The organism is Corynebacterium sp. HMSC14H10, assembly GCF_001807105.1.
In the GTDB taxonomy this organism is placed as follows: domain Bacteria; phylum Actinomycetota; class Actinomycetes; order Mycobacteriales; family Mycobacteriaceae; genus Corynebacterium; species Corynebacterium jeikeium_D.
Genome location: NZ_KV787410.1, coordinates 37,775 through 63,494 on the forward strand (window position 1 = coordinate 37,775; position 25,720 = coordinate 63,494).

General features: G+C 59.0%; 27 protein-coding genes. 10 read left to right on the forward strand and 17 right to left on the reverse strand.

Annotated elements, in window-relative coordinates; genetic code table 11:
- Nucleotides 1-60: 60 nt before the first annotated feature.
- From HMPREF3135_RS11635 to metG, 3 genes are all read right to left on the reverse strand, one after another.
- Nucleotides 61-1,212 (reverse strand): resuscitation-promoting factor, encoded by a 1,152-nt coding sequence (locus HMPREF3135_RS11635; protein WP_276257241.1) that lies wholly within the window; start codon nucleotides 1,210-1,212, stop codon nucleotides 61-63.
- Nucleotides 1,213-1,377: 165 nt separating this feature from the next.
- Nucleotides 1,378-2,202: a TatD family hydrolase gene (locus HMPREF3135_RS01490; RefSeq protein WP_070437545.1), complete on the reverse strand. Its 825-nt coding sequence runs from the start codon at nucleotides 2,200-2,202 to the stop codon at nucleotides 1,378-1,380.
- 15 nt (nucleotides 2,203-2,217) lie between these two features.
- Nucleotides 2,218-4,044 carry a methionine--tRNA ligase gene (metG, locus tag HMPREF3135_RS01495; protein ID WP_070437547.1) on the reverse strand — a complete coding sequence of 609 codons (1,827 nt, stop codon included), beginning with the start codon at nucleotides 4,042-4,044 and terminating at the stop codon, nucleotides 2,218-2,220.
- 115 nt (nucleotides 4,045-4,159) lie between these two features.
- Between metG and HMPREF3135_RS01500 the strand changes: the two genes are divergently transcribed.
- On the forward strand, nucleotides 4,160-5,425 hold the full coding sequence (locus tag HMPREF3135_RS01500; protein WP_070437550.1) for an aminodeoxychorismate synthase component I: 1,266 nt from the start codon (nucleotides 4,160-4,162) through the stop codon (nucleotides 5,423-5,425).
- On the opposite strand, the gene HMPREF3135_RS01505 is transcribed toward HMPREF3135_RS01500, so the two are convergent.
- Both HMPREF3135_RS01505 and rsmI read right to left on the reverse strand, forming a co-directional pair.
- Nucleotides 5,422-7,098, reverse strand: coding sequence for a BCCT family transporter (locus HMPREF3135_RS01505; RefSeq protein WP_083280587.1), 1,677 nt, complete (start codon nucleotides 7,096-7,098; stop codon nucleotides 5,422-5,424). The two genes, HMPREF3135_RS01500 and HMPREF3135_RS01505, sit on opposite strands and share 4 nt — an antisense overlap.
- A 160-nt stretch (nucleotides 7,099-7,258) precedes the next feature.
- Nucleotides 7,259-8,113, reverse strand: coding sequence for a 16S rRNA (cytidine(1402)-2'-O)-methyltransferase (rsmI, locus tag HMPREF3135_RS01510; protein ID WP_187269939.1), 855 nt, complete (start codon nucleotides 8,111-8,113; stop codon nucleotides 7,259-7,261).
- A gap of 82 nt (nucleotides 8,114-8,195) precedes the next feature.
- Here rsmI and HMPREF3135_RS01515 point away from each other — a divergent pair, with 82 nt between their 5' ends.
- On the forward strand, nucleotides 8,196-9,752 hold the full coding sequence (locus tag HMPREF3135_RS01515; RefSeq protein ID WP_070437556.1) for a dolichyl-phosphate-mannose--protein mannosyltransferase: 1,557 nt from the start codon (nucleotides 8,196-8,198) through the stop codon (nucleotides 9,750-9,752).
- Here the strand turns inward: HMPREF3135_RS01515 and HMPREF3135_RS01520 are convergent.
- The 6 genes from HMPREF3135_RS01520 to HMPREF3135_RS01545 form a co-directional block, all read right to left on the reverse strand.
- Complete coding sequence (locus HMPREF3135_RS01520; protein ID WP_016423261.1) at nucleotides 9,749-10,531, reverse strand: zf-HC2 domain-containing protein; 783 nt, start codon at nucleotides 10,529-10,531, stop codon at nucleotides 9,749-9,751. The genes HMPREF3135_RS01515 and HMPREF3135_RS01520 overlap by 4 nt on opposite strands.
- A 51-nt stretch (nucleotides 10,532-10,582) precedes the next feature.
- Entirely contained in the window at nucleotides 10,583-10,972 is a 390-nt protein-coding gene (locus tag HMPREF3135_RS01525) for a DoxX family protein (protein ID WP_016423262.1), read from the reverse strand.
- A 251-nt stretch (nucleotides 10,973-11,223) separates the two neighbouring features.
- Nucleotides 11,224-12,495, reverse strand: a complete 1,272-nt coding sequence (gene glpR / locus HMPREF3135_RS01530; protein WP_070437559.1) for a divisome protein SepX/GlpR — start codon at nucleotides 12,493-12,495, stop codon at nucleotides 11,224-11,226.
- Between the two features lie 175 nt (nucleotides 12,496-12,670).
- On the reverse strand, nucleotides 12,671-13,303 hold the full coding sequence (locus tag HMPREF3135_RS01535) for a GNAT family N-acetyltransferase (RefSeq protein WP_016423264.1): 633 nt from the start codon (nucleotides 13,301-13,303) through the stop codon (nucleotides 12,671-12,673).
- A 30-nt stretch (nucleotides 13,304-13,333) separates the two neighbouring features.
- Nucleotides 13,334-14,605, reverse strand: coding sequence for a molybdotransferase-like divisome protein Glp (gene glp / locus HMPREF3135_RS01540; RefSeq protein WP_005511382.1), 1,272 nt, complete (start codon nucleotides 14,603-14,605; stop codon nucleotides 13,334-13,336).
- Between the two features lie 79 nt (nucleotides 14,606-14,684).
- Nucleotides 14,685-15,659, reverse strand: a complete 975-nt coding sequence (locus HMPREF3135_RS01545; protein ID WP_016423265.1) for a UTP--glucose-1-phosphate uridylyltransferase — start codon at nucleotides 15,657-15,659, stop codon at nucleotides 14,685-14,687.
- A gap of 132 nt (nucleotides 15,660-15,791) precedes the next feature.
- Here HMPREF3135_RS01545 and HMPREF3135_RS01550 point away from each other — a divergent pair, with 132 nt between their 5' ends.
- From HMPREF3135_RS01550 to mscL, 3 genes are all read left to right on the forward strand, one after another.
- Complete coding sequence (locus HMPREF3135_RS01550; protein WP_016423266.1) at nucleotides 15,792-16,466, forward strand: 5-formyltetrahydrofolate cyclo-ligase; 675 nt, start codon at nucleotides 15,792-15,794, stop codon at nucleotides 16,464-16,466.
- Between the two features lie 105 nt (nucleotides 16,467-16,571).
- Complete coding sequence (locus HMPREF3135_RS01555; RefSeq protein ID WP_224433571.1) at nucleotides 16,572-17,117, forward strand: SAF domain-containing protein; 546 nt, start codon at nucleotides 16,572-16,574, stop codon at nucleotides 17,115-17,117.
- 252 nt (nucleotides 17,118-17,369) lie between these two features.
- Nucleotides 17,370-17,786, forward strand: coding sequence for a large-conductance mechanosensitive channel protein MscL (gene mscL, locus HMPREF3135_RS01560; protein ID WP_016423268.1), 417 nt, complete (start codon nucleotides 17,370-17,372; stop codon nucleotides 17,784-17,786).
- Nucleotides 17,787-18,079: 293 nt separating this feature from the next.
- On the opposite strand, the gene HMPREF3135_RS01570 is transcribed toward mscL, so the two are convergent.
- The 6 genes from HMPREF3135_RS01570 to HMPREF3135_RS01595 all read right to left on the reverse strand — a co-directional run bounded on the left by HMPREF3135_RS01570 (nucleotide 18,080) and on the right by HMPREF3135_RS01595 (nucleotide 23,152).
- Nucleotides 18,080-18,577 (reverse strand): MogA/MoaB family molybdenum cofactor biosynthesis protein, encoded by a 498-nt coding sequence (locus HMPREF3135_RS01570; RefSeq protein ID WP_224433575.1) that lies wholly within the window; start codon nucleotides 18,575-18,577, stop codon nucleotides 18,080-18,082.
- Between the two features lie 144 nt (nucleotides 18,578-18,721).
- Nucleotides 18,722-20,041, reverse strand: a complete 1,320-nt coding sequence (locus tag HMPREF3135_RS01575; RefSeq protein ID WP_070437562.1) for a S1C family serine protease — start codon at nucleotides 20,039-20,041, stop codon at nucleotides 18,722-18,724.
- 158 nt (nucleotides 20,042-20,199) lie between these two features.
- Nucleotides 20,200-21,756 (reverse strand): sensor histidine kinase, encoded by a 1,557-nt coding sequence (locus tag HMPREF3135_RS01580; protein WP_049189711.1) that lies wholly within the window; start codon nucleotides 21,754-21,756, stop codon nucleotides 20,200-20,202.
- Nucleotides 21,756-22,448 (reverse strand): response regulator transcription factor, encoded by a 693-nt coding sequence (locus HMPREF3135_RS01585; protein WP_005511429.1) that lies wholly within the window; start codon nucleotides 22,446-22,448, stop codon nucleotides 21,756-21,758. The genes HMPREF3135_RS01580 and HMPREF3135_RS01585 overlap by 1 nt, the downstream gene beginning before the upstream one ends.
- 242 nt (nucleotides 22,449-22,690) lie before the next feature.
- Nucleotides 22,691-22,864: a 50S ribosomal protein L32 gene (gene rpmF, locus HMPREF3135_RS01590; protein WP_005511439.1), complete on the reverse strand. Its 174-nt coding sequence runs from the start codon at nucleotides 22,862-22,864 to the stop codon at nucleotides 22,691-22,693.
- 21 nt (nucleotides 22,865-22,885) lie between these two features.
- Nucleotides 22,886-23,152: a type B 50S ribosomal protein L31 gene (locus HMPREF3135_RS01595; protein ID WP_005511390.1), complete on the reverse strand. Its 267-nt coding sequence runs from the start codon at nucleotides 23,150-23,152 to the stop codon at nucleotides 22,886-22,888.
- Between the two features lie 456 nt (nucleotides 23,153-23,608).
- Between HMPREF3135_RS01595 and rpmB the strand changes: the two genes are divergently transcribed.
- The 5 genes from rpmB (at nucleotide 23,609) to HMPREF3135_RS01620 (ending at nucleotide 25,689) form a co-directional block, all read left to right on the forward strand.
- Nucleotides 23,609-23,845, forward strand: a complete 237-nt coding sequence (gene rpmB, locus HMPREF3135_RS01600) for a 50S ribosomal protein L28 (RefSeq protein ID WP_016423274.1) — start codon at nucleotides 23,609-23,611, stop codon at nucleotides 23,843-23,845.
- A gap of 3 nt (nucleotides 23,846-23,848) precedes the next feature.
- On the forward strand, nucleotides 23,849-24,013 hold the full coding sequence (gene rpmG / locus HMPREF3135_RS01605; protein ID WP_005511413.1) for a 50S ribosomal protein L33: 165 nt from the start codon (nucleotides 23,849-23,851) through the stop codon (nucleotides 24,011-24,013).
- Nucleotides 24,014-24,016: 3 nt separating this feature from the next.
- Nucleotides 24,017-24,322, forward strand: a complete 306-nt coding sequence (gene rpsN, locus HMPREF3135_RS01610; protein ID WP_005511414.1) for a 30S ribosomal protein S14 — start codon at nucleotides 24,017-24,019, stop codon at nucleotides 24,320-24,322.
- 14 nt (nucleotides 24,323-24,336) lie between these two features.
- On the forward strand, nucleotides 24,337-24,588 hold the full coding sequence (gene rpsR / locus HMPREF3135_RS01615; RefSeq protein ID WP_005511410.1) for a 30S ribosomal protein S18: 252 nt from the start codon (nucleotides 24,337-24,339) through the stop codon (nucleotides 24,586-24,588).
- Nucleotides 24,589-24,753: 165 nt separating this feature from the next.
- Nucleotides 24,754-25,689, forward strand: a complete 936-nt coding sequence (locus HMPREF3135_RS01620; RefSeq protein WP_049171304.1) for an AEC family transporter — start codon at nucleotides 24,754-24,756, stop codon at nucleotides 25,687-25,689.
- Nucleotides 25,690-25,720 lie beyond the last annotated feature (31 nt).

The following is a 25,720-nucleotide window of genomic DNA, read 5'->3' on the forward strand; positions in this document are numbered from 1 at the left end:
GATACTACGGGGTCAACACAAAAAATAGGCTTAGCTCGTTCTGTCTAGACGGAACTAGCTTTAACGAAGACCCATGGAAGCGGTACAAGCGGGCCATGCGCCCCAACCCTGACCAGCCTGGACGCGCTCAGCGACAGCAATCTGCTGCTCGCGGGAAGCCTGCGATGCACGCGGTGCATACTCAGTACCACCGTAAGCTGCCCAGGTGGAATCGGTGAACTGCAGACCACCGGAGAAACCGTTACCGGTATCGATAGCCCAGTCGCCGCCGGACTCACACTGAGCCAGCTGATCCCACACGCCGTAGCCGGCAGCCGGAGCTGCAATGCGGGACTTAGTGCCCTGGCGGATAGTGGAGATACCCGGAGCCTTTAGCTCCTTTTCTTCCAGGACCTCGCGTCCGAGCTCTTCACCATCGCGAGAGGTGACCTTGACCTGACGCTCTACCTGGCCCGGTTCACCTTCCTGCTCAACGATGCGCTCATCTTCGAACATCGAATCATCTTCAATGATGTTCTCGTGAGCTGGAATCTCCTCAGTCTCGGTGATGGTCTTATCAATCAGACGAGACAGAGCGATGCGCATCCCCTCGGTGACCGGAGCATCCAGACCCGGCTCGACGGTGTCATCTTCACGCAGTTCAATGCCACGCTGAGCCAGCACATCTCCGACGGTCATAGCCGGGACGGTCAGGTCGATGTCCTTGGCATCGTCGTGAAGCACAATATTCTTGGCACGAACGACGTCGAGTTCGACCCCCTTAGCGGAAATCTCGCCCTTTTCGACCTCTACCTTGTCCTTATCGGAGATGAGCCCCTGCTTCTTCAGACCTTCAATCAGCTCATCGGTAGTGATGGCATTGGTCTTGTGCTCCTGCGGCTTGCCATCGACAATCATCGTGACCGGCTTGGCAGAGCGGTAGACCAGCTTGCCGCCGTCCGTGAGATCGCCCTGACGCTGAACCAGGTCTCCGCCGGTGGTTTCGACACCAGCCTTCTCTAGAATGGCCTTGTCATCCTTGGACCAGGTTGCAATTTGCTCGACCTTGCCGTCAATTTCGACGGTGATGGTGTCGTAGTTGGATGCTGCGACAGTGCCACCCAGAGCAACAGCAGCGACCAGACCGCCAGCAGCGATCTTGGACGAAGTGGAGACTCCGTCGTTAGCACGATTGAGATGACGCTTCTTCGCAGCACTCACGGGGTTCGTCACAGCCTTTCGGAGGATGGGCAGCTATCAGATGAAAGAAATACAGTTTGTAACAGTACGGTAAAGATTCAGTGTTGTCTAAAATATATCGATAAAAGTGACGGGAAATACAACAAACCGCCCCGGCTGCATTTCCACAGCTCAGGGCGGCAATACGTCGGCACGTGCTTAAATGCCGTACACCCGACGTGCGTTATCCGTCAAAATCTGCGCCATCTCCTCCGCCCCGATTTCTCGGGCCGCAGCCATCGCACGCGCCTGATGACCGATAAAAGTTGACTCATTGCGCGCACCTCGGAACGGCTCCGCGGTCATGTACGGAGCATCGGTTTCCACCAGCAGCTGCTCCGCCGGCGCCTCAGCCACAGCCTGCCGCAGGTAATCATTGCGTTTGAAGGTCACGTTTCCGGTAAAGCTCAGCAGGTAACCGCGCGCAATGGCCTCGCGGGCAACCTCAATGGGCGAGGAGAAGCAGTGCAAAATGACCGTATTGTCATAGCCGTCCAACGCCGCCATCAGATCTTCATCGGCGTCGCGGTTATGAATCATCAACGGCTTGCCGACGGTTGCTGCGAGCTCCATATGCCACTGCAACGCAGCCAGCTGTTCGCTCTTCGACGCGCAGCCGTCGAGAGAATCCAACCAGTACCAATCCAATCCCGTCTCCCCCACGGCCACAACCCTGGGGTCGGCAGCCATGTCGGTCAGACGGGTCTTGGCGTCGTCGTCAAGCTCGTGTGCGCGCGTCGGATGGATGGCGGCGGCGGCCCAGACGTTGGGGTGCGCGTGTGCGGCGGTAAAGGCCAGTTCGGTTTCCGGCATGCCATCGCCGACCGTGCAAACTCCGACGACGCCCGCTGCGGCGGCACGGTCCATGAGAGCCGCAATCTCCTCCGGAGTTTGCGCCCCGCAGGACGCGAGATGCGTGTGGGCGTCAAACAGCGGAGTGAGATACTCCGCGGGTTCTGCAATTTTGCGTTTGCGCTTTCCCATTCTTCTACTGCGCCCCTACTTCACCTGTGCCCACTCAGGGCCGTGCTCAGCCAACTCAGAGTCGAGCTTGGAGAAAATCGGCTTCGGCTTGGCAAGCTGCGTACCCGGCTCAATGTCGAAGCGATGCCAGGCGGCCTTCTGATTGACGTAGTCACCAGTGATGATTGGGTAGCTCCTGCCCTCTGCCGGCAGGTCTGCGCCGACCGGTTCGACCGGCATGTCGTCCTCGACTTCCTGGACTTCCGGCATTGCGGCCCAGATGCCCTCGCCGCCCAGGGTCTCGAAGACCTTCTGCGCGCTTTCCGGCAGGTACGGGGTCAGCAGGACATTGGCGTCGCTGACTACCTGCAGCGCTGTCCACAACACAGTGGCGAGACGCTCACGCTGGGACTCGTCCTTCGCCAGCTTCCACGGCTCCTGCGCAGCAATGTAGGCGTTCGCCTCCCCGACCAGGTGCATTGCGGCAGTGATACCAGCGCGGAAGCGGGACAGTGCGAGTGCGTCGCCGACCTCGGCGAAGGAACGCTCAGCCAGGTCGAGCAGTTCACGGTCAGCGTCAGTGAGTTCGCCCGGAGTTGGCACCTCACCGAAGTTCTTGAAAGCCATGGACACGGTGCGGTTGACCAGGTTGCCCCAGGAGTTGGCCAGCTCGTTATTCACACGGCGGACGAACTCATCCCAGGTGAAGTCGGTGTCCTGGTTCTCCGGGCCTGCCATTGCGATGAAGTAGCGCAGCGGATCCGGGCCGAACTCCGCTAGGAAGTCCTTCACATAGATGACAACGCCCTTGGAAGAGGAGAACTTCGAGCCTGACATGGTCAGGTACTCCGAGGAGACGACCTCCGTCGGCAGGTTCAACTCACCGAGCTCCCCGACCTCGCCCCCGCGGGAGCCCTCGCCACGGTAGCCCAGCAGCTCAGCCGGCCAAATCTGGGAGTGGAAAGTGATGTTGTCCTTGCCCATGAAGTAGTAAGACAGCGCCTCCGGGTCATTCCACCACTTACGCCACGCTTCCGGGTCGCCAATGCGCCAGGCCCACTCGATGGAAGCGGATAGGTAACCGACGACAGCGTCGAACCAAACGTAGAGTTTCTTGGTTCCGTTTTCCGACCAGCCCTCCAGCGGAATCGGAACACCCCAGTCAATGTCACGGCTCATTGCGCGTGGACGGATGTCCTTCAGGATGTTCAGGGAGAATTTCAGTACATTTGGGCGCCAGTCCTTGCGCTCTTGAAGCCACTCGGTCAAGGCCTCTGCCAGAGCCGGCAGGTCGAGCAGGAAGTGCTCAGTTTCAACGAACTTCGGGGTCTCGCCGTTGATTTTCGACACCGGATCGATCAGATCAGCCGGGTCAAGCTGGTTACCGCAGTTGTCACACTGGTCACCGCGGGCACCGGAAGCGCCACAAATTGGGCAGGTACCTTCGATGTAACGGTCCGGCAGCGTGCGACCGGTCGACGGGGAAATCGCACCCATCGTGGTCTGCTTGACCATATAGCCGTTTTCGTAGAGCCCACGGAAGAGCTCCTGGACAACCGCGTAGTGGTTGCGCGTGGTGGTGCGCGTAAACAGGTCGTAGGAAAGTCCCAGACCCGCGAGGTCCTGCACAATCTGGCGGTTGTAACGGTCGGCCAATTCCTGGACAGAAACGCCTTCCTTCTCCGCCTGCACAAGCAGTGGCGTGCCATGCTCATCAGTACCGGAGACCATCAGCACGTCATTGCCAATCATTCGCTGGTAGCGAGCGAAAACGTCCGAGGGGACACCGAAACCTGCAACATGGCCGATATGTCGCGGACCGTTAGCGTACGGCCACGCAACTGCTGTGAAAATGCGAGACATATCTAACAGGGTAATAGATGACCTACCATCACGATGAACTGTGCCCTCATGAAGTCTTCCAAGAACTGTCCCCTAGCGTCATCGCGCGCTCGCGCAGTCACTACGCTTATGTCCTATGTCCACTCGGTCCACCTCCTCCGACTCGGCCGCTGACTTCACTTCGCGCGCGACCACTGCGCTAGCTCGTCTTATCGCCGCCGGTCATCGCCCCGCCGCACTCGTCGGCTCCTGGTTCGGTTATCGCGCAGTTCTCGCCGCCAACGTCGAGCTCACCGCCTGCGATTCGACAGCGCTTTTCACCAGCCCCGGCTCCGATGCGTGGATATTTGGGTTCCGCCCCTACTCCGGCACCAGCGCGCATGGGACCGCTGGCTGCGTCGCATTGCTTGCCGACGACGGCACGTGGCATTTCGACGGCCCCGGCACCGGTGACCCCTCAAATCCGGATTTCCAAGCCCTTCAGGAGGCCATCACTTACTCGCACGAACACACGCGTGACGACGCACTCCCCGCGGCCACACCACTGGAGTGGGATCAAGGCGACCGAGAACGCCACCAGCTTGCAGTGGCGAACTGCAAGGAGGCAATTGCCGCGGGCGAGGTGTACCAAACCTGCATTTCCACACGCTTTCACGCGGAGCTGAATGCGGGATCGGGCACGAACGTCGATGTGGACAATGCTGCACTAGCCCACGCCGGCGCGTGGTTTTCCTCCCGCGTGGCGCGGTATCAGCCGGCTCGAGCGGCATTCTTGCCCGGCAACCTCGATGCTGGAATTCCAATTCTGGCCTCGCTGAGTCCTGAGGAGTTCCTCATCCGCGCTGGCACAAGCGTGACTGAAACTCCTATCAAAGGCACGATTCCCGCTGACCGGCCCCCGCATGAGCTGTTGCGCAGCGATAAGGATGTCGCCGAGAACATCATGATTGTCGACCTGGTGCGCCACGACCTCGGCCAGGTGGCCAAAACTGGCACTGTGAAGGTCACGGATCTGCTCAGTGTGCGTCCGGCACCGGGCGTGTGGCACCTGTTTTCCACAGTTTCCGCGGAACTTCCCGATCAGCTCAGCCACGCTGAGCTGATCGATGCCTGCTTCCCACCGGCCTCAGTCACCGGTACACCGAAGCTGCGAGCAATTGAGCTTCTGCGCGAGTGGGAACCCGAGCCCCGTGGCGCTCACTGTGGCGCGATTGGTGCGGCCCACGGGGATGCACTTGAGCTCAGTGTCGCCATTCGTACCGCTGAGTATGCAAAAGACCCGAACTCGGGGAGAGTTCGGGTCGAAGCTGGCATCGGCGGTGGCATCACCATCGGGTCTACGCCCGAGGGCGAATGGGCCGAGATTGAGGCCAAGGCCGCACCGCTGCTGTTGGAAAGCTAGTTGCGCAATTTACGAGCACGGCGGCGTTCGCGCTGTTCGGCCGCTTCCGCCAAGCGGCGCTCGCGAGCCATGCGCAGGGCAAACTGACGCTGTTCCTTGTCATCGAGGTACATCGGATCGTCGGAAAGCCCCTTAACCAGCGCCACCATCAGCGCCAAGATAACAATGACGAACGGGCTTGCCGCCAAAATGGTGATGTTCTGCAGGTTGGACAGGGCATCGCTGCCGCCGGTGACCAATAGGACAATCGCAATCAGAGCGGTGAAAATACCCCACATAGCAGTGACCGTGCGCGATGCTGTGAGTCGACCGAACTGGCTCATGGTGCCCATCACCGTGGAGGCGGAGTCCGCCGAGGTAATGAAGAAGGTAGCCAGCAGAACCATTGCGATGACGGAAGTAATCGCGCCACCCGGCAGGGATTCCAGCAGGTTGAACAGCTGGCTCTCAGCCGAGCCGTCGCCATAGATGGAAGCACCCTGCTGCTCACGAGTAATGGCGGTGCCGCCAAAGATGGAGAACCATACGGCAGAGACAATCGACGGAACTGCGACGACGGTGAAGACGAACTCACGGATAGTACGGCCGCGAGAAATACGTGCGATGAACATACCGACAAACGGCGACCATGAGATCCACCAGGCCCAGTAGAAAATTGTCCAGGAAGAGAGCCATTCACCGGCGGTGCCGTCAGCGGAAGCACTGGAGCGGGAGGCCATCTCAAAGAAGGAATCCAGGTAGCTGCCAATAGAGGTCGGAATCAGGTTCAGAATCACCACGGTAGGGCCGAGGACCAACACCAGCAGAGCCAGCAGACCTGCGGCAACCATGTTGAAGTTCGAGATGTACTGAATTCCCTTGCCCACGCCCGACAGTGCAGAGACCAAGAAGGCACAGCCCAGAACGAGAATAAGACCAATCCACAAAGGTGCGCCCTTGATGGCGTTGAACCCGTTGATTTCCAAACCGGCGGAAATCTGAAGTACGCCCACACCGAGAGAGGCTGCCGTACCGAAGACGGTGGCAAAAACCGCAAGCGCGTCGATAAGCTTGCCCAACCGCCCCTCAGCGCGACGCGCGCCGATGAGCGGGATGAACGCCGCCGAAATCAGCTGCTTTCGGCCGAGGCGGTAGGTCGAGTAAGCAATTGCGAGACCGACGATGGCGTAGAGCGACCACGGGTGCAGAGTCCAGTGGAACATCGTCGAAGCCATGGCGGTACCGACTTCCTTCGGCTGGTGGCCCGGCACGCCATCGCGATAGAAGGTCAGCGGCTCAGCGACACCGTAGAACATCAGACCGATGCCCATACCGGCGGCGAACATCATCGCAATCCAGCTAGGCGTGGAAAACTCTGGTTTCTCGTTGTCCTTGCCCAAGCGGATGTGACCGAACTTGGAAATCGCGATGGACACAATGAAGAAGACAAAGACGGTACTGGCCAAGATAAACAGCCAGCCGATGTTCTCCACGACCCAGTTCAGAGAGCTAGATGCAAACGTCGAGAAACTATCCGGCCACGCCAGGCCCCAGACGATGATTGCCAGAATTGCGACAACGGCGGGGATGGTAACCCCGAGGTTCACGGGAGCGTGAGAATCGTCGGCCCTGACTTCGCCGACGACTGACTCCCCTACTTCTTGTTGTATTTCATGCTCTGGTGGATTCGTCATTCCTCCACCATGTCCACCATTGACCTGGGATTTCAACTCAGGATGTGGATTCTCTCAGGTTTTCCTCATTTCCCGTCTGAATTACAAAACTCCCAATAACAGCGTTTACCCTGTTCACTGGCGTGCGCTGGAACATTTTCTGGCACAAAGTAACAATCGGCTAACGATTTCCCTCACGAGCAGCCAAAACCGCCTGATAGAGATCACGGTGCTTTGTCATTCCAGCCTCTGCCGCAACCTGCTTCGCGGCATCCTTCAGCCGCATGCCATCAGCCACAAGCTCCTCCACGCGGTCAACCAAGTCCTCCGTGGATACCTCCGTCGCCTGCTGCCCCGCGCCCTCAATCACCACCGTAATTTCGCCGCGGACACCTTCCTCCGCCCACGCAGCCAGCTCTCCCAGCGTCGCACGGCGAGTCTCTTCAAAACGCTTGGTCAGCTCACGGCTTACCGACGCGCGCCGCTCCTCACCCAAAATCTCCGCGGCATCGGCCAACGTAACAGCCAACCGATGCGGCGACTCAAAGAAACAACAGGCCCGCTTCTCTGTCTTCAGTGATTCCAGCCAGATCCGGCGCGCCCCCTGTTTACGAGGTGCAAAACCATCGAAGCAAAAGTGGCCGACGCCCAACCCGCTGAGAGCCAATGCGGTAGTCACCGCGCTCGGCCCCGGTACGCAGGACACGGGCACGCCCGCGTCGTGAGCAGCCGCCACCACAGCCAGGCCAGGATCCGACACCACCGGCATCCCCGCATCGGTCACCACAATGACTTTCTGTCCCGCCTTCGCCGCCTGAATCAGCGACTCAGTGCGGCTCTCTTCGTTGTGATCGAAGTTTGAAACAAACTTCCCCTTGGGGGAAATGCCCAGCGCTGTGGCCAGGTTGCGTGCTCGCCTGGTGTCTTCCGCGGCGATGATATCGGCGTCGATAAGCGCACCGCGCAAGCGGTCGGAGGCATCGGCGATATTGCCCAGCGGCGTTGCCACCAGAGTGATGCCAGGGGCCAGCGTCATTGCCTCGCTAAGAGGCGCGTTCTCGTGCGGTTGGAAGTTCGATGCCGAATGCGTCATGATTCCATAGCTTAAACTGACATTCGTGACCGATGCCGCTTTAACCCCACCACCGGAAACCAAGCGCCGCGCGAAAAAGCGTTTCCTGCGCCCGATTCCCCCGGTGCCCTCGCTGCCGCCACTGCGGCGGTGGGACAAATGGGATACCGCCACTTTTGTGGTTCTCGGAATCGTCGCAGCGCTAACCCGTTTCATCGGGCTTGCTGCCAAGACCGACAATGGCACCCCGCTCTTCGATGAAAAGCACTATGTGCCGCAAGCATGGCAGATTCTGGAGTCCACCCGCGACCCCATCTCGTCTGGCATTGAGGACAATCCCGGCTACGGTCTGATTGTGCATCCGCCAGTGGCCAAGCAGGTCATCGCCGTGGGCGAATGGATCTTCGGTTACTCACCAATGGGCTGGCGGTTTATGTCGGCGGTGTGTGGCACGCTGGTCATACTGCTGCTCATGGACATCGTCCGACGCATCTCTCGCGGCTCGCGGTTGGCAGTGGGTATCGCTGGTCTCTATGCGCTTGCCGACGGAGTGCTGTTTGTCTCCTCCCGGGTCGGCATGCTGGACATGATTCAGACCTTCTTCATCACTGCGGCCGCGTGGGCACTTCTCATCGACCAGGTCGATGCCCGCAAGCGCCTGGAATCCGCCACGGAGCTAGGTAGTTTCGGCCCCTATCTCAGTTATCGCTGGTGGCGACTGCTCGCCGGCATCATGCTGGGGCTTGCCACCGGGGTGAAGTGGTCTGGCCTGTATTACATGGCCGCATTCGGCCTGTGGTCCGTCTTCACGGATTTGGTCTCCCGCAAGAATGCCGGTGCGCACAAACCCGTGCTCGGCGCACTCGCCCGGGATACCGTCCCGGCGTTGCGTGATCTGGTGGTAGTCCCACTGGGCGTTTACTTCTTAAGTTGGCGTTCCTGGTTCGCCGAAGAAACGTCGGTCTATCGCCATGTCTCGCCCGAAGACCGCGATACGGGACTCCCCGGCACCGACTGGCTTCCCGAGGCCCTGCAGAACTACCTGCACTACCAAAACAGCGTGCTGAAGTTCCACGCCGAGCTGACCACCTCTAATGGCCACAAACACCCTTGGGAGTCCAAGCCTTGGGAGTGGCTGGTGAGTTGGCGGCCAATGCTCTACTACTCCACCGAAACCACCTGCAGTGACGGCCAGGAGTGCAAGGGCTGGATGATGCTCTTTGGCACCCCACCCATCTGGTGGTTGCTGGTCCCCGTGGTCCTGTGGGCCACATGGCGTTGGCTCGGCCGCCGCGACGGCCGCTACGCGCTGCCAGTCATCGGTTTCCTCGCCTCGTGGCTGCCGTGGGTCATCGGCTACGACCGTCAGATGTACTTCTTCTACGCCACCGCGCTGATTCCATTCGTACTCATCGCCTTTGCTCTGCTTGCCGACGATCTCTCACACTGGCGGCCCCGCGATAAGCCGGTGGGGTTGGTAATCGTTGGCACGCACGCCGCACTAGTGGTGGCCGCGTTTGTGTTCTGGCTGCCGATTTTGACCGGCTACCCGCTGCCTCTCAACCACTTTGACTGGCGGTTCTGGTTGCCGTCCTGGAGCTAGTCCCGCTGTGGCGGCACGCCTGTGACCGGCAACCCGGAGGCAGCCCGCCATGCCTGTGCGATTGCCGTCGGCGTATAACCGCCCAGCCACACAACGGCCAGTGTCAAAGCGGAGACAAACATCAAGGCCAGGCCAGCGATCTCTGATGCTCCCTGAGCACCGATGAGAATGTCACGAATACCGAAACCAATGCTGAACGTGGCGACGGCACCGTAGACCGGCGCCATGCCCATGGCAGCGCGTGGCCGCCAGGCAGCCCAGAACAATCCCACTGCCAATGCAAGCCGAATTGCCGCAAGCTGGATGGCAAGGCGTGCTCCGAGCTCCATTGGGTCAACAGTGGCAGTGGAACCGTCGATAGGCGCTTCCGTGCTTGTCGCGATTCCTGCACCGCCCTGCGGCTGCGTCGAGGAAAGTCCGAGCGTCATCATGCCGGAGGCGTCGACCAGTGTCGCAATCCCCCAGACCGCCCAGCAAAGGCCCAGTGCAATGAGCACCCCGCGGGCGGTGCCGGCCATGAGCAGCCATGCGCGCTCACGCCGCCGGCGCTCCGGTTCGATGGAGACCAAAATGCGCTCCGAGAGATCATCCGTGGAAATCTCCGGCATACCATCGGCAGGCCCAACCGTAAGGGCGCGGTTCAGCCGCACCGCTCGCTCGTACCAAGCTCGGCACTCCTCGCAGGCCCCAAGATGGGCATCGATGACTTCATCGGCAATGCTTGCCTGCTCGCCATCGAGACGAGCTGACAATGCTGCGCGAATTTCCTCGCACTCCACGGGGGATCTCCACCGCCTTTAACTCTTAAGGGGGTTGTACCTAATGAGGTCTTACCTGATGAACTGCCTGTCCAAACTGAAACGGCCAGCCCCGAAAACGAAAATCATCACCAGACCACCGATGAGCGACATCACAAGCTCCGCACCGTTGTCGCGGATAAACAGGCCATTGCCCAAGTGCATCGACCACCAGGCACCAATCATCTCAATGATGAAGACCATCGCCACCGTCGGTGCCAAGAGTCCCAGAATCAGCAACGCGCCACCGACCAGTTCGACTAGAGCGACAACCCAGACCGTCAAGTGCGCCTGCGGGATATTCACGGCGACAAAGTAACCGGTCGTCTTGTCGATACCGGTGATAAAAATCTTGTCCCAGCCATGGCAGATGAAGATAATTCCGAGTATCAGGCGGAGAATCACGAGCGCGATATCGCGCATTACCGGTCGATCCATGAGGGACATGCTACCCGACGGCACGGTCAAAACACGGTAGCACTGCGGCTGCGAGAGGCCAGCGACTTAAACATGCAAAAAGGCTTCTCCCAACCCCTCGGGAGAAGCCTTCCGCCAAACACACCCGGTGTGTCATGTCTTAGGTAGTGACATCGTAACAGGCCGAGTTTCTAACAAAAAATCGCGCTGACGTGCTCAGACAACTTTAAGGTTGTTCTACGGCTCAGCTCACAGGACTAGCTCACACGAGCCTGTGGCATTTCGTCATAATCGTCGTCATCAAAGCGGTAGTCAGTGTAGGCCAGATCTGCGAAATCCGGGTCCTCATCATCAAGCTCGACCACTACCGCGCCCGGACGGCGCAGACGCTGTGGAATTCCCAGCTCATCATCCTCGCGGTTACGCACGCCGAGGCGGGCCATCTTCATACGGCGAATTCGGCGAGCCCGCAGTTCCTGCTCTGCACGCACGGTGCGGCGCAGGTTGACCAGATACAGGGTCATCAAGCCGACACCGACCAGTGGAATCCACCAGGTCCAACCACCGGCGAAAGCAGCGATGATGACCGTGACCGCGATGAACGCTGCCAGCCCAGCAACCGAACGGCGGCGGCGGGCAAAGCGAGTCTCAGCGTACTGGGCATCCGAAATCGGATCGAACCCACCACGACCACGGCGCTTCTCAGCGAACGCGTAATCATCTTCGGTCAAGGTGTCATCGACAGCGACTGCGTCATCGTTGGACTCGACACTGTGGTCGCTGTCGTCCTCGACGGTCTCGTCGGGTTCCGCCTGCTCGTCTACGGTGTCTGCTGCCTCTTCAGTCTCAGAGAGAGCCTCAGCGTCCGCGTGCTCAGCGTCAGCCGCGGCACCGGAATCAGCGTCAGATTCAACGGCATCTTCGAACATCAAGTCATCGGCGTCGACAAACTGACGGCGAACGTCAACGCTCACATCGGAAGAGGACTCATCTGCACGACCCACGTCACCTTCGGCGGAGGCAACGGCGGAGTCAGATTCAGCATCCTCGTCATTAACGACAGCCTGCAGCGACTGGTCTGCAGACTCATCATCGGACACGTCCATGTCAGAGCGGTCAGAAGACTCAGCAGTGGCTTCCTCGGTAGCGGAATCATCCGCCTGCGGGGTCTCCTCCTCTGCATCTGCCGCTTCCAGCTCGTAGACGATATCGCCGTCAACGACGGCCGGGTCGGCCGCCTCGTCCACGGTGTCGTCGATAAGCACGTCGCTGACATCGAAGTCATCGTCGACCTGCGCGTCAACGGTTTCGAGAGAATCGTCGACTTCTTCGGCCACGCGCACGTCCGACTCCTTAAAAGACGGACGGCGGCGCGTCGTGGCCAACTCCTCGCCACCACGATGCAGCACGCGGGTCTTACCTAGCGCATCGGAGGTACGACGAATCGGCTTGCGCGTATTGACCACCAGCGGGGCCAGCACAAACAGCCACAGTACAACGATGAGTATCAGCAACAGTGAAGTTGACATATTTTGTGTCTCCTTGCGATTTCGCCCGGGGTTTCGCCGTCTCCCCCCCCGGCCCAAATACGCCACCCACATGCCCTTCCACAGAGGCATTTGCGAAGGCAGTCAGCGTATCTAGAGCGAATTCGCCCAATAGTAGAGTTGTCATCACCCTATCGGCGTGTGTTACTCAGACTACTCAGGCGCGCCGTTGCGGTGGGTATTTCTCCGCCTCTTCATATTGCGCGCGACCACTCGCCACGATGAGGTCCACTGCACTGTCCTCCCCCACCCGCGCATAGGTCAGATGATCGCGCCACGCGCCATCCATATGGAAGGCTTCCCGCGCCACGCCTTCGTACTCGAACCCACAGTTTTCCAGCACGCGTATCGACGGGACATTGCTGTCCAACACAGTCGCTTCAATTCGGTGGACGCCAACTCTCTTGGCATAATCCGACGCCAACGCCACTGCAGCAGTGGCGACCCCTCCACATGTAAAGCCGCTGCCGACCCAGTAACCAATCCAGGCGTGAGCGACGGGGAAAGGCGTAATACCGCCGAGTGTGAGCATGCCGGCGAACTGGCCGTCTACCTCAATGGTGGAGACAATCATGTCTCCCGCAGCCTCTGAACGACGCCAACTGCGCAGATTACGGCGGAAAACAGAAGCCCTGTGGGCGTTAGCCCAGTCGTCCTCGAGGGTTGGCTCCACGGGGCGCAAAATGGGCTCGTCACGCAGCCGCAGTGCCCGCCATGCAGAGGCATCAGAGCGCTCTGGCACACGCAGGCGGACTCGGCCGCCACTGGTCACTAGACGAGAAGTACGCACAGCAACAATACTCGCGGTAGTGGAGTGAGGTTAGGCCTGGCGCGCCATGAACAGCACGTCAACTACATCTCCCGGACGCACGTGCAGCACGTCTTCCGGAATCACGATGAGGCTGTTGGCTTCCGACATACCGGCCAAAAGGTGGGCTTGCGCACCGCCGGAACCTCCCAGCGGCTGCACCATGTATTCGCCGGTCTCGCGGTCACGCATGAGCTGGCCACGGATGTAGCCACGGCGCTTCTCTGCCGACTCGATCGGGCCGACAGCACGAGCGGTGACAGCGCGGCGGCGGGGATTGCGCTTACCCAACGCCAGCCGAATGAGGGGACGAACCATGACCTCAAAAACGACCAATGCGCCGACCGGATTCGACGGCAGGAGGAACGTTGGAATCTTGTCATCTCCCAGCAGACCAAAGCCCTGGACCGAACCAGGATGCATAGCGATGCGGGAAACATCAACCTCGCCCAATTCAGCCAGCACACGGCGAATCTGCTCACCCGCGGCACCGCCGACAGCCCCCGTGATGACCAAGAGCTCACTGCGAATGAGCTGGCCTTCGATGATTTCTCGGATGCGACGGGGCTCACCGGTGGCAATACCCACTCGGTGTACCTCGGCCCCGGCATCGCGGCCGGCTGCTGCCAACGCGTAGGAGTTGACGTCGTAGACCTGACCGAGCCCCGGCGTGCGGTCAACATCGACCAACTCATTACCAATGGAAATCACGGACATACGCGGCTTGGGATGCACCAAAACCTTCGAACGCCCCACCGCTGCCAGCAATCCAACCTGCGACGGCGAAATCACCGAGTCCAAGGACACCGCCACGTCACCCGGCTGCACGTCGTCACCGACCTTGCGCACAAAGTCACCGGAGTAGACCGGATGGAGAACATTAACTCGACGGCCACCGCGGTCGGTCCAGTTTAGGGGCACGACGGCGTCGGCAAGCGATGGCAGTGGCGCACCAGTTTGTACGCGCACGGCCTGCTTCGGCTGTAGCCGCATCGGATGGTGAGATCCGGCTGTCACCTCACCGACAACAGGTAACTCGACCTCGCGAAAATCAACATCACTCTGACGCGCATCCGGAGGTAAAGAACCAGATTCGCCGACGATATCGACAGCGCGCACCGCATAACCATCGATCGCTGACTGCACGAATCCAGGTAGCGGCTGCTCTGCGATGACATCTTCAGCGCACAGCATGCCGAGGGATTCCGAAATAGCAACGCGCACAGGATCAGGCATCACAGCGTGTGCGGTGATTGCCGCCAACTGTTCTTCCACAGAACGCATGTTTTACCTTCCTCGGCACCAACCCGCGGTGCGCTTTATGGCTATTCAGCTTCTCAGTACAAGCCTCTAGAAAGAGGCTTTAAGCCTGTTCATCCTGCGCCAGACGCTGCTGCATGTAGTCGCGCAGCCCCTCACCGTAGTCCGGATGCCTGAGTCCAAAGTCTACGCAAGCACGAATGAAGCCACCAGGATTTCCCAGGTCGTGGCGGAACCCCTTGTGAACGACCACATGAACCGGATGCCCCTCTTGAATCAGCAACTCAATTGCATCGGTGAGCTGGTACTCGCCGCCCTTACCGCGCGGGATGCGGCGCAGCGCATCGAAGATGGCGCGATCGAGCAAGTAACGTCCGACTGCAACGAAGTTGGATGGAGCATCCGCGGGGTCCGGCTTTTCCACCATGCCCTTGACTCGCTTCACATCGTCCCAGGCATCAGCGTCGGCTGCGTCCGCACCGAGCTCACCAGACTCCGCCGGGGTAGCGTCCTCAATATCGAAGACACCGTAGTTGTAGACCTCTTCGTGAGGAATTTCCAGCGCACACAGCACCGAACCACCAAAGCGCTCGCGCACTTCCGTCATACGATCCATCACGCCCACTGGGAGCACGAGATCGTCGGGAAGCATGACAGCAACGCTGTCCTCATCGTCTTCGAGCAGCGGCTCTGCGACCAACACCGCATGCCCCAGGCCCAGCGGTCGATCTTGAACAACGGATTCCACGCGAATGACCTCGGTGGCGCGGCGTACCTTCGCTGCAATTTTGTCCTTGCCGCGCTCGGCAAGAGTCTGCTCAAGGTCCGGGCGCGGGTCGAAGTGCCCAAGCACGCCATCCTTACTCGGCGCTGTGACAATAGCCAGGCGTTGCGCACCAGTGGCGGCGGCCTCTTCAGCAATCATCTCGATGCCCGGCGTATCAACTACGGGCAGCAATTCTTTCGGCACTGTCTTGGTGGCAGGCAAGAATCGCGTACCCATGCCCGCGGCAGGAACGATGACAGTTCGAACCGGAGTAGTCATGTCCGAACCAGACTCTTTAGACGATGAGACCATAATGGCAACGATACCTATATAACTTCCATTTGCTCGGAGGCTGACCCCGCTTTTTCAACGCATTAATCAGAAATTTTCTCCTGCGCTGACGACAGAGGTCGCTCCCCTACCTGACAGAGTAGGTTTGCAGGTATGGCTCCGCTTCCCGAAACCACGTCTGATTTCAAAGCCCGCACACGGCACGAGGTACTCGCCGCACGCGCCGCCAAGGGGCAGCGTGAGCGCATGCTTGACGACGAAGCACTGGTACAGCGGTTGCAAGAATGGTTATCCAATACCGTCGGCGACCTCGCAAAACCCATCATTGCCGCCTATGTCCCCGCTGGCGACGAACCCGGCGCAAGCGTTTCTAGTTCGACTGGTGGTGAGCCCGGCCAGGGCTTTGTGGAAGCTCTGGCCAACGCGGTTCCCGGAGCACGAATTCTGCTTCCCGTCTGCCCGCCCGGTCCACCACAACCGCTGCACTGGGGTTACTACAACGGCAGCTTCCACAAGGGCCGATTTGGACTCTTAGAACCTGTTTCGGTGGAAGACTCTGCTGGCCCAGCTGAGCTAGGAGTTGCCGAAGCCATTATCCTGCCGGCAGTTGCGGCCGACCTCGCAACCGGGATGCGGTTAGGGCGTGGCGCTGGTTACTACGATCGCAGCTTGGTTTTCGCTCGACGCGGCGACGATACGGATGGAGCGAGAACTGTGGTCATCGCTGTTGCTGTTTTCGACACCGAATTGCGCACGGAGCTTGCCTACGATGAGCACGACATTCCTGCCGATTATGTGATCACGCCAGCGGGGATTTCACAGATTTAATGGAACCGATTCCGGGATTTTCGCGCCTAACTTAATATGAGCCCAAAATATTCGTCCCGGTTTCCGCGTCCATTCCGAAAGCTCCGCCCCACAACTATTCGGCGGATGGTTGCCCTCACTGTTTTCCTATGCGCAGTCGGCCTGGCGGCGGTGGAGTCATTGACACCCCGCAGCGGCCATATTCGGGTAGTGGTTAGCGCCAAATCCATTGCCGCTGGCGCATCGGTGGCAGAACAAGATGTGGCTTTCAAGGACATTCCCCGGGAGCTCGTTCCCGGTGGAGCCGTAACGGACATCGCCTCTGTGCGGGGACGCACCCTGGCCACCGGCATGTCACCGAGAGAGATAATTACAGAGCAGCGAATGGTCGGCCCGTCACTTGCCAAGTCGCTGACGGGGACGTCGGAAAGCAAAATTATTGCCATCACGTTGACTGATGCGGGCATTGTGTCCGCTCTTCGCACTGGTGACAGCGTGGATATTGTGTCGACAGCGGATGAGCGCGGGGTGGCGGCGCCGCTTGCACACGGGGCAAGGGTGGTCAACATCGTCGACGATGAGGTGGTCTTGGTCGCTCTGCCCACCGGCGCCGCGGAGGTGGTGGCTGCGACATCGCTAGCATCTCCGCTCACACTGTTACTCGCGGGTTAGTGACCAAAATCTCACTGGTTCAAAGATTTTATGGTCCTGAACAGTGTTTTTCGCAGAAAGTTGACTTGTCCCACAACTTAGTGCGGGGATACAATGGCCAGGCAATTCAAAACTACGATTAGAGCGAAGAAGAGTGGCACTGCCTGATATCGCACTGCCCCGTTTCTCAAAATCGTATGGGCCTGCCATGAGCAACACGATGACTCACAGGTCTCGTTTGGTTTGTTCCGTTTCTACAGAAGGAAATTTCCTATGCTTAAGGGCTTTAAAGAGTTCATCATGCGCGGCAACGTCATCGACCTGGCGGTCGGTGTTGTCATCGGTGCTGCGTTCACCGCAATCGTCACTGCTTTCACCGACAGCCTGCTCGAGCCGCTGCTGAACACCATCGGTGGCGCAGAGGTCACTGGCCTTGGCTTCGAAATCATCAGCGGCAACCCGTCGACCTACCTTGACTTCGCAGCTGTCATCACCGCAGTCATCAACTTCCTGCTGGTCGCAGCGGTTGTCTACTTCGTCATCGTTGCTCCGATGAACAAGTTCAACGCGATGCGTGAGGCTCGTCTGGAGACCTCCGCTGAACCGGAGGTCACCGAGGCTGACCTGCTGACTGAGATTCGTGACCTGCTGGCAGAGCAGAACGGCAAGCCGAAGACGGAGCTGAACTAGCCTCTAGCTGCTAGTTGCGAGCTTCCGATAAGAAGCTAACTAACGCTTTTTACACAGCGCTCATCCCCAATGGGGTGGGCGCTGTTTTGTCCAGTAGTCCGCATCAAAATCACGAGCATCCTCCGGGGATTCATCGTGGTAGTGCACTGTGCGCGCAGTTTTCGCACTGCGCGACTGGGCAAAGTTTTTCGCCGGTGCACCTGCGCGGCGACGCTGCCTACGGCTGCCACTGCGCGGCGCGGCTTGCTCTTGCTCTTGCTCGGGCTGATTGGGATGTTTGGCGTCGCCCATTCCTAGACGCTCCAGCGGCAGAGGTCATCAAGCACATGTGAGACCAGCGGGAGAATTGTCGCCATGCCATCGCGCACTGCTGCGCGAGACTCCGCGAGATTGACAATCACTGTCTGACCGGACACACCGGCCAAACCGCGGGACAGCCCCGCATCCAAGGCGCCAGCTCCCATACCGGAGTTACGAATAGCCTGCTCGATGCCCTGCAGCCGCACATCGAGAACCTTGCGAGTGGCATCCGGAGTCTTCGCACGAGGACCAACTCCAACACCGCCCACCGTGACGACCAAATCGGCGCCACCGACAACAGCGGTATCTAGAGCCTTCCGGATCTCACGCTTCACTGCACCCGTGCTGACCACGGCATCGACCGAGTAGCCGTCTTCTTCCAACAGCTCAACCATGAGCGAAGCCGCACCATCCGGGTTCTCGAAATGGTCGCCCACGAGGACAACGAACGCATTTCGGACCTGGCCGTCGTCGTTGATAAGACGCTCCATCTCAGCGAGGTTGACGTCACTTGGCTCAGTACTCACGGTTTCACTCATCTGCTCTATCTCGCTTTCTCCCACAGCTTTTCACTCGAAGTTTCACTCGAAAACTCTTCTACAGATGGTGAGGTACTCACTCCACCACGCTGCCTATCAATCCTGGGCTTCTGCCAAGGTGACATCGACCGTTCGCTCGTTGCCGCCTCGCTCATCTGTAACTGTAAGTGTGACAGAATCCCCGATCCGATGCGACCGAATAGCCGCAATTAGTGCAACGCCGTTGTCAAGTGTGCGGTCATCAACCTTGGTAATCAGGTCACCATCTTTCAGCCCCGCTTTATCAGCTGGGCCACCTGGCGTTACCTCTCGCACCAGTGCACCACGTGCAATCGGACGCGAATCAATCTGGGCGCCAATGACAGGCATCCGCGCCTTGCCGGAATCGATCAGGTCTTCCGCTATGCGACGAGCCTGATTAACCGGAATTGCGAAACCAAGGCCAATGCTGCCCGCCTGTTCCGATGCCTCACTGTTAGAGGCAATCACGCTGGGCACACCGATGAGGTTGCCTTCCATGTCCACTAGCGCTCCGCCGGAGTTACCCGGATTAATCGCCGCATCGGTCTGGATTGCATCAATGACCGAGGACTGACCGTCTTCACCAGCGGCGGTCACCGGACGGTTCTTAGCGGAGACAATGCCCTGCGTAACAGGGGAGGTCAGTCCCAGTGGCGAACCAACGGCCACCACTTCCTGGCCAACCTGAACCTGCGAGGAGTTGCCCAGCGAGATTGGTCGCAGCCCGTTAACACCTTCAATTCGAATAACGGCAATATCCGTAGCCGCATCCCCTGCAACCAGAGTTGCCGGGTGCGTGGTGCCGTCGGAAAGCAGGACTTCCATATGTGCGTCCGGACCCGCGCCTGCAACGACGTGATTATTCGTCAGCACCAGACCGTCGGACGACAGAATGGAGCCTGACCCCGACGCCGTGCCCCGCTCCGAGGCAGTGGTGATGGAGACGACACTGGGAAGGACCTTCTGCGCGACCTTCTCCACGGACCCCTCAGCTGCTGCTACCTGACGGGTTTCCGCAGGCTTATCCAGCGCGTTGTCCGCGGGGGCCGACGACTGCGAGTTGTGAACTACCCATGCGCCGACACCGCCACCGATACCGGCCGAGCACAGCATCAGGGCAGCGACTGCCAGCGCCCCCATGCCCTTAGCCCCCTGGGCACCCTTGGTCTTCTGCTGATTGGCCGCAACGTCCCACTCTGAACCGCCTCCGTAAGCGCCGTTCGGCTGAGACGGGATGGTGTTGTAGTGGGAATTCTCCCAGCCGCGCTCATTGACAGAAAACTGGTTTGTCTCACCAGCATCCCCCATGGCACGGTTCTCGCTGAAGTTGTGAGATTGCGAGGAGTAGTGTCCCCGCTCATCTCCCCGCGAGGAATCGTTGAAAGAGTTGCTCATACGTAATACCTTGCACTGTCTGTCTAACAATTGGCTGAGAGCAGTCTGCGGTCTCGCCGATAATTCCCCGAATGAAACACCGAATCCCCGCCACACACTTCCTTAAAAGGCCGCGCGCAGCGGGGATTACATCAGCTTTGACGTGGGGTTATGCGTTTCTAGCTAGGCTCTTGAGCTGAATCGGAGTCGTCACCTTTTCCGCTGTGCGGACTGCCCGGCAGAGTCACTCGCATCAAGGCACCGCCATCATCGGACTCATCGGCAGTAATCGTGCCCCCGTGGCGGACGATGACCGACTTCACAATGGCCAAGCCCAGGCCGGATCCAGGCATCGACCGCGACTGAATGGAACGGTAGAAACGCTCGAAGACCTTGTCTCGATCTTCCTTCGGGATACCTGGCCCCGAGTCCGCCACCGTGAATTCAGCGACAACCTCGCTGAGCGGCGTTAGACGAACCCGCACGGTGCCATTTTCTGGTGACCACTTTGCAGCATTGTCCATTAAGTTCAAAACTGCGCGACCAAGACCCGCCGAATCCCCGTAGACATACCACGGAGCTGTCTGCACATCGAAGGTAATATCCGGACGACGACGCTCAACACGCGCCAGCGACGTGGAAATGATTTCGTCGACATCGACATGCTCAATAACCTGTTGCGGGCCATCTTCGCGTGCCAGATCAACCAAGTCACCGACCAACGTCGACAACTCTTCCAGCTGTGCGATGACGTCAGCTTCCAGATCCGCGCGATCCTCATCCGAGATTGCCGCTCCCGAACGGGAGGCCATCATCAGCAGTTCAATATTTGTGCGTAACGACGTCAGCGGAGTCTTCAACTCATGACCAGCATCTGCAACCAGCTCCGCCTGCTTAATGCGCGACGCTTGAAGTGCAGCCAACATCTCATTGAAGCTGCGGGTGAAGCGCGCAAGCTCATCGTCGCCCTCCACAGGGATTGGGCGCAGCTCGTCGGTTTCCGTCACCCGCTCCGCAGCAATGCGCAGCCGAGTGACCGGGCGCAGACCCGTTGTTGCCACCGTAATACCTGATCCGATTGCGAAGAGGATTCCGATAGCAGAGATACTCAGCAGCACTGCACTGAGCGCTTTCAAGACCGACTGCGTCGAGCTCAGATCCTGCGAAAGGATCAGCGTCGCACCGTCTTCGGAGCGGACGGCGTATACACGACGGCCGTTGTACTCATCGGTGCGAATCGATTCCTGTCGATTCCCCCGCAACACCGCAAGTTCGGGGCCACCAATAGAGATTGAGCCACCGCCTTTGCCCGCCACACTGCCGTGGGCAAAGTACACCGCGTCCAAATCGGGGTTCAGAATCCTGTTCGAGTCCGCTTCAAAGGAGGGGCCAATGGCAAACTCCGAAGCGTACGGTGACATCAGCAGCTTTTCCGCCTGGCTACGGAGGTTACTGTCCACCTCGCGGTATAGCGCTGCCTGCACAGTAAAAAATGCAGCCAGCGTCATCAGCCCCACCGACATCGCCACAATGAGCGCTGTCAGAATAGTCAGCCGCCAACGCAGCGAAGGGATACGCGAGCTCCGCGGCAGGCCGGGAAGCGATTCCCCTGCCATCGTCTCAGTATTCGCGGACTTCTCTTGCTTACCGACGGTACCTTGCCCCGGATTGACCTCCGTGGCAGAACGCTGATTTGATTGCACGCCACCGCCGGTCGAACGACGACGGCGCAACATCACGGTGCGGTCTCCCGCATCACATAACCGACACCACGAACGGTGTGAATCAGACGCGGCTCTCCCTCTGCCTCAGTCTTACGACGCAGGTAACCAATGTAGACCTCCAGCGCATTGCCGGACGTCGGGAAGTCATAGCCCCAGACATCCTCCAAGATGGCGGTACGGGAGAGTACACGCCGCGGGTTGCTCATCAGCAATTCCAGCAGCGCAAATTCTGTACGAGTGAGGCTAATGCGGCGTTCACCGCGGAAGACCTCACGAGTTTCCGGGTCCAAGGAGAGATCCTCAAACTGCAGAGTTGCGGCATCCTCCATCGCAGGCACTTCCAAAGCAGAACGACGAAGTAGCGAACGGACACGAGCGAGCAGCTCTTCCAATGCGAACGGCTTGGGCAGGTAGTCATCTGCGCCGGCATCAAGACCAGCTACGCGCTCGGAGACCGAATCACGTGCAGTCAACATCATGACCGGCAGATCATCGCCTTCGCTGCGCAGCCGACGGCAAACATCCAGGCCGTCCAGCTTCGGCATCATGACATCCAAAATAGCCAAATCCGGACGATCCTTGGCAATCTTTTCCAAGGCCTCTGCGCCATCCTCGGCGAGCTCGACCGTGTAGCCATTAAAAGTCAACGATCGCCGCAACGCTTCGCGTACCGCTTGATCGTCATCAACTACCAAAATCTTCATACTGCCCATTGTGCCTTGAAAATATAAGGTGAGTGTAAATGTGACACAGATTCTTCGTGAGAGTGCTCCCATAAAACCTGGCCATAGAACTGAAAAACCTCACCCCATCGCCGAGTACAAGCGATGGGGTGAGGTTTAAAAAGCTCTTTATCAACTGTTCCTTACGCACTGAACGCACTCTGGGCGCGCGAAGCGCTTCGCGGTTCAGCGAGGAACGTTGTCAGCATCCTAAAAGATGCGCGTTAGAACTTCTCGACGTCAACCAGGCCGAGCTGAACAGCCTTGGCGATGCGACGAGGAACGTTGTAGACGCGGCCGTTTACCTTGACTTCCTGGAGAGCGACGTTGTTGCTCTTCCACTGGGAACGGCGAGCGCGGGTGTTAGCACGCGACATGCGACGCTTTGGTACTGCCATTTTCTTATTCCCCTCCTATTCTTAGTTCTTCTTCGCGCGGCGAATGCGGTTACCGTAACGGCGCTGGAACTTCTCGACGCGACCAGCGGTGTCCATGACACGCTGAGCACCGGTCCAGAACGGGTGCGACTCGCTGGTGACGTCAACGACGATCAGCGGGTACTCGTTACCGTCTTCCCACTCGACAGTGCGGTCGGAGGTGGCGGTGGAACGGGTAAGGAAAGAGTGACCCGTGCCTGCGTCCTTGAAAACCACCGGGTGGTAATCAGGATGGATGTCCTTCTTCATTAATTCTCGTTTCCCTCAGGATTGAACTTCAGGTCGCTTTCCCCCAGCTAAGAGTGAGAGAATCGTGCCTGAGTTGGGTACGAACACGACTTACAATGACACGTACCGGGTCAATACTTCTATAAACCGGCATGTGACACTCGATGGAATATTACAGGCTCGAGCCCGAAAATTAAAAAAGGGCCCTGCACTAACGCCCGTCGACAAGCACGAACTCTATGACGACCCGCGAGAGTCGCGCCGAGAAAACCACAGTGGAACAGCGATTAGGTTATCCCGCAACTCGTGTGTAAACTGTTCTCTCGCTGTTGTCTAGTTATTCGTTTACGCGCTCAGCGTCGAGTGTCAGTGGGCAGCGCCCCGGAAAAGGCCAGGTGGATTCCTCGGTTATTCAATAGTCCGGCGTGGCGCACCAGTGATGTCGGCATTGGGCGGCAAGGAAGCAAAGGAATCCCTATGTCGGCGATTTGCCAGGTTACGGGACGCAAGCCGTCTTTCGGCAAGACCGTGTCCCACTCCCACCGGCGCACGTCGCGCCGTTGGAACCCCAACGTGCAGCGTAAGAAGTTCTACCTCGCCTCTGAGGGGCGTCACATCACTCTGAATGTGTCCCCGAAGGGTCTGAAGACCATCGACAAGTACGGTATCGAGGCTGTTGTTGCTCAGATTCGTGCACGTGGGGAGAAGATCTAAAAAATGGCACGTAATGACATTCGTCCAATCATCAAGCTGAAGTCCACTGCGGGCACCGGTTACACCTACGTGACCCGTAAGAACAAGCGCAATACCCCGGACCGTATCACCATTAAGAAGTACGATCCGGTTGTCCGCAAGCACGTCGAATTCCGCGAGGAGCGCTAATTCATGGCTAAGAAGTCCAAGATTGCCAAGAACGAGCAGCGCAAGGAAATCGTCGCTCGTTATGCAGAACGTCGCGCTGAACTGAAGCGCATCATCAAGTCCCCGCACTCCACTGACGAAGAGCGCATGGACGCACAGTACGAGCTGAACCGTCAGCCGCGTGACGCGTCCCCGATTCGCGTCCGCAACCGTGACGCTGCAGATGGTCGCCCGCGCGGCTACCTCCGCAAGTTCGGTCTGTCCCGTGTCCGCGTTCGTGAGATGGCCCACCGTGGCGAACTCCCGGGCGTCCGTAAGTCCAGCTGGTAAGTCGAGGAGCACCAATGAAGCGCAATCACTCTAACAAGAAGGCGCGGATGGAGCAGTCCCGCCGCCCGAAGAAGAACCCGCTCAAGGCCGCAGGCGTTGAGAAGGTTGATTACAAGGACATTAACCTGCTCCGCCAGTTCATCTCTGACCGTGGCAAGATTCGTTCCCGCCGCGTCACCGGTCTGACTCCGCAGCAGCAGCGCCAGGTCGCTACCGCTGTGAAGAACGCCCGCGAGATGGCACTCCTGCCGTTCACCAGCCGCTAAAGATGGCTGGTCGGCGGGAGCCGATCATTCGAACACCCGCCGAAAGGCCTTATTTACGCGCTGGCCGCATGACGATACATGCGATAACAGCGTAAAACGGACTCAGTCCTTCCCCACCGAGGGGATTGGATTGGGTCCGTTTTTTATTGTCTAAAATATGCACTTATGCCCGCTCTCACCGAAATATTCACCGGCTTTGGTTCCGTCGCAGTACTGATCATTGTTGGCTGGTTGTTTGGGCGCAGTGAGATCGTCGATAAGCGGGCATCTTTTACCCTGAACATGGTCGTGTTCTGGATCGCGATGCCGTGCATGCTCGCGCACACTCTCGCAACGGCGGATTCGGCGAGCATCTTCGGTTCGGCGTTTGGTGTCGCGGCACTGTCGGCGCTTGGCACGGCGGCGTTCTACCGGATTTTTGTGGCGCCCATGTTCAAACAGCGCGGCGCCGATGCTGTGGTCGGCGCGATGTCGACGAGTTACAACAACGTCGCTAATCTCGGCGTGCCCATCGCAGTCGCAGTGCTTCACGACGCTACCGCCGTCGTCCCAGCCCTTATCTTTCAGATTGCCTTCTATGCGCCCGCTTCCATGACGGTGCTGGAAATCCTCACCAACCGCGGCCATTTCCGACCGCGCAATGTCATCATGGCACCGCTGAAGAACCCAATCTTTCTGGCGGCGATGGTGGGGCTTGCGGTTAATGCGTTTGCTATCGAAGTACCTCAGTTCGTAGCGCATCCAGTGGGGCTATTGGGGCAAGCCGCAGTGCCAATGGCACTTCTGGCCTTCGGTATTAGCCTGCATGGCATGCCGTTTATGGAAGCCGGCCGCTCCCCTCGTCGCGCCGTCGTGGTGGCGTCTATGCTGAAGCTTTTCCTCCACCCCGCGCTCGCTCTGCTGTTCGGTCATTTCGTCTTCGGTCTCAACGGGCATGCGCTGCTGGCAGCTGTGATTATCGCCGGCCTGCCGACAGCCCAGAACGTCTACACCTTCGCCTCCCGCTTCGGCCGGAACCTTGAGCAGGCGCGCGATTGTGGCGTGATTACGACGATCGCCTGCTTGCCGACGGTCCTGTTGTTCACCCTGCTATTGAGTTAGGCGACTCTTCCCGACGGCCTGGAGAGAATCT

What these genes read in the sequence shown, in the direction of transcription:
- HMPREF3135_RS01585 (WP_005511429.1), bottom strand. Translation starts at nt 22,448, where the DNA reads ATGAAGATTTTGGTAGTTGATGACGATCAAGCGGTACGCGAAGCGTTG.
- rpmF (WP_005511439.1), bottom strand. Translation starts at nt 22,864, where the DNA reads ATGGCAGTACCAAAGCGTCGCATGTCGCGTGCTAACACCCGCGCTCGC.
- rpmG (WP_005511413.1), top strand. Translation starts at nt 23,849, where the DNA reads ATGGCACGTAATGACATTCGTCCAATCATCAAGCTGAAGTCCACTGCG.
- mscL (WP_016423268.1), top strand. Translation starts at nt 17,370, where the DNA reads ATGCTTAAGGGCTTTAAAGAGTTCATCATGCGCGGCAACGTCATCGAC.
- HMPREF3135_RS01580 (WP_049189711.1), bottom strand. Translation starts at nt 21,756, where the DNA reads ATGTTGCGCCGTCGTCGTTCGACCGGCGGTGGCGTGCAATCAAATCAG.
- rpmB (WP_016423274.1), top strand. Translation starts at nt 23,609, where the DNA reads ATGTCGGCGATTTGCCAGGTTACGGGACGCAAGCCGTCTTTCGGCAAG.
- rpsR (WP_005511410.1), top strand. Translation starts at nt 24,337, where the DNA reads ATGAAGCGCAATCACTCTAACAAGAAGGCGCGGATGGAGCAGTCCCGC.
- metG (WP_070437547.1), bottom strand. Translation starts at nt 4,044, where the DNA reads ATGTCTCGCATTTTCACAGCAGTTGCGTGGCCGTACGCTAACGGTCCG.
- HMPREF3135_RS01545 (WP_016423265.1), bottom strand. Translation starts at nt 15,659, where the DNA reads ATGGTCTCATCGTCTAAAGAGTCTGGTTCGGACATGACTACTCCGGTT.
- glp (WP_005511382.1), bottom strand. Translation starts at nt 14,605, where the DNA reads ATGCGTTCTGTGGAAGAACAGTTGGCGGCAATCACCGCACACGCTGTG.
- HMPREF3135_RS01490 (WP_070437545.1), bottom strand. Translation starts at nt 2,202, where the DNA reads ATGGGAAAGCGCAAACGCAAAATTGCAGAACCCGCGGAGTATCTCACT.
- HMPREF3135_RS01570 (WP_224433575.1), bottom strand. Translation starts at nt 18,577, where the DNA reads ATGGAGCGTCTTATCAACGACGACGGCCAGGTCCGAAATGCGTTCGTT.
- HMPREF3135_RS01575 (WP_070437562.1), bottom strand. Translation starts at nt 20,041, where the DNA reads ATGAGCAACTCTTTCAACGATTCCTCGCGGGGAGATGAGCGGGGACAC.
- HMPREF3135_RS01555 (WP_224433571.1), top strand. Translation starts at nt 16,572, where the DNA reads ATGGTTGCCCTCACTGTTTTCCTATGCGCAGTCGGCCTGGCGGCGGTG.
- HMPREF3135_RS01550 (WP_016423266.1), top strand. Translation starts at nt 15,792, where the DNA reads ATGGCTCCGCTTCCCGAAACCACGTCTGATTTCAAAGCCCGCACACGG.
- HMPREF3135_RS01500 (WP_070437550.1), top strand. Translation starts at nt 4,160, where the DNA reads ATGTCCACTCGGTCCACCTCCTCCGACTCGGCCGCTGACTTCACTTCG.
- rsmI (WP_187269939.1), bottom strand. Translation starts at nt 8,113, where the DNA reads ATGACGCTGGCCCCTGGCATCACTCTGGTGGCAACGCCGCTGGGCAAT.
- HMPREF3135_RS01620 (WP_049171304.1), top strand. Translation starts at nt 24,754, where the DNA reads ATGCCCGCTCTCACCGAAATATTCACCGGCTTTGGTTCCGTCGCAGTA.
- HMPREF3135_RS01505 (WP_083280587.1), bottom strand. Translation starts at nt 7,098, where the DNA reads ATGACGAATCCACCAGAGCATGAAATACAACAAGAAGTAGGGGAGTCA.
- rpsN (WP_005511414.1), top strand. Translation starts at nt 24,017, where the DNA reads ATGGCTAAGAAGTCCAAGATTGCCAAGAACGAGCAGCGCAAGGAAATC.
- HMPREF3135_RS01525 (WP_016423262.1), bottom strand. Translation starts at nt 10,972, where the DNA reads ATGCGCGATATCGCGCTCGTGATTCTCCGCCTGATACTCGGAATTATC.
- glpR (WP_070437559.1), bottom strand. Translation starts at nt 12,495, where the DNA reads ATGTCAACTTCACTGTTGCTGATACTCATCGTTGTACTGTGGCTGTTT.
- HMPREF3135_RS01595 (WP_005511390.1), bottom strand. Translation starts at nt 23,152, where the DNA reads ATGAAGAAGGACATCCATCCTGATTACCACCCGGTGGTTTTCAAGGAC.